The following is a 1,496-nucleotide window of genomic DNA, read 5'->3' on the forward strand; positions in this document are numbered from 1 at the left end:
AGCTCGGTCCCGGGGATCCTCTAGAGTCGGGCGATGCCGATCAGCGATGCATTGTCGGCTTTGGCGGCCACGAGCGCCGGATTCTTGTCGTCGCCGGCGGCGGCCGCGACGATCGCCGGGTCGATGAAGTAGCTGCTCGACAGGTAGGTGCTGAACACGAAGGTGGTCACGACCGCGTTGAACGCAGCCGAGCCCCAGTCCCACAGTGCCCATGCGCGCACGCCGCGCCGGTCGGCCGCAATCGCGCGTGCTCCGGTGGCGGCGAGGGAGTCGGGCGCGGGCTGGTCGGGCAGTGACATGTTCGTCACGGTATGTCCCTTCGGTGAACACCGGGTGGCGCGTCGTCGCGCGTGCAGGTCACGTTACTCGCGGCATCCCGCCGTTCTGCGCTAAGGAGCGGGGTGGCGAGCCGCGGCATCCGCTGGGGCGTGTCCCACTTACTGCTGTCCACGGAGGCCAGAAGGGACAGCAAGTGGGACGCTCTGCGCCGCAAATGGGACAAGGGATGTCGCAAGTGGGACAAGGCGCGCGATCGAAAGTTGAGCCGATTCATATCAACTTGCGTTTGACACCCGGAAGCGCCGCGGCTATCGTGGAAGTCATTGAAGTTGAGCCGTTAAGACTCAACCCCGCAGACTTCTCAGAGCCGTTTCACGAAAGGGAACAGACATGGCACGTGCAGTGGGTATCGACCTCGGGACGACGAACTCCGTCGTCTCCGTCCTCGAGGGCGGCGAGCCGAAGGTCATCGCCAACGCCGAGGGCTTCCGCACCACCCCCTCGGTGGTCGCCTTCACGAAGGATGGCGAGGTGCTCGTCGGCGAGACCGCCAAGCGCCAGGCCGTCACCAACGTCGACCGCACCCTCTCCTCCGTCAAGCGCCACATGGGCACCGACTGGAAGACGCAGGCGATCGACGGCAAGCAGTACACGCCGCAGGAGATCTCCGCGCGCATCCTCCAGAAGCTCAAGCGCGACGCCGAGGAGTACCTGGGCGACAGCGTGACTGACGCGGTCATCACCGTCCCCGCCTACTTCAACGACGCCGAGCGTCAGGCGACCAAGGATGCCGGTGAGATCGCGGGCCTGAACGTCCTGCGCATCATCAACGAGCCGACCGCCGCGGCCCTCGCCTACGGCCTCGACAAGGGCAAGGAAGACGAGCTCATCCTGGTCTTCGACCTCGGCGGCGGCACGTTCGACGTGTCCCTGCTCGAGGTGGGCAAGGACGACGACTTCTCCACCATCCAGGTGCGCGCCACGGCCGGTGACAACCGCCTCGGCGGCGACGACTGGGACCAGCGCGTCGTCGACTACCTCATCAAGCAGTTCAAGGACACCACGGGCGTCGACGTCTCGGGCGACAAGATCGCCCTGCAGCGTCTGAAGGAGGCGGCCGAGCAGGCGAAGAAGGAGCTCTCCAGCTCCAGCAGCACCTCCATCAACCTGCCGTACCTCTCGCTGACCGATTCGGGCCCCGTGTCGCTGTCCGAGAC

Annotated in this window: 1 protein-coding gene and 1 pseudogene; one reads left to right on the forward strand and one right to left on the reverse strand. The window is 66.0% G+C overall.

The features are described from left to right. Positions 1-29 precede the first annotated feature (29 nt). Positions 30-299, reverse strand: a pseudogene (locus I5I_RS12625) (MFS transporter); the annotation flags it as partial. Positions 300-669: 370 nt separating this feature from the next. On the opposite strand from I5I_RS12625, the gene I5I_RS12630 reads away from it, so the two are divergent. Then, positions 670-1,496: Hsp70 family protein (locus tag I5I_RS12630; RefSeq protein WP_036320250.1), on the forward strand; the 827-nt coding region annotated here is incomplete at its 3' end.

The organism is Microbacterium sp. B24, from assembly GCF_000333415.1.
Classification (GTDB): Bacteria; Actinomycetota; Actinomycetes; order Actinomycetales; family Microbacteriaceae; genus Microbacterium.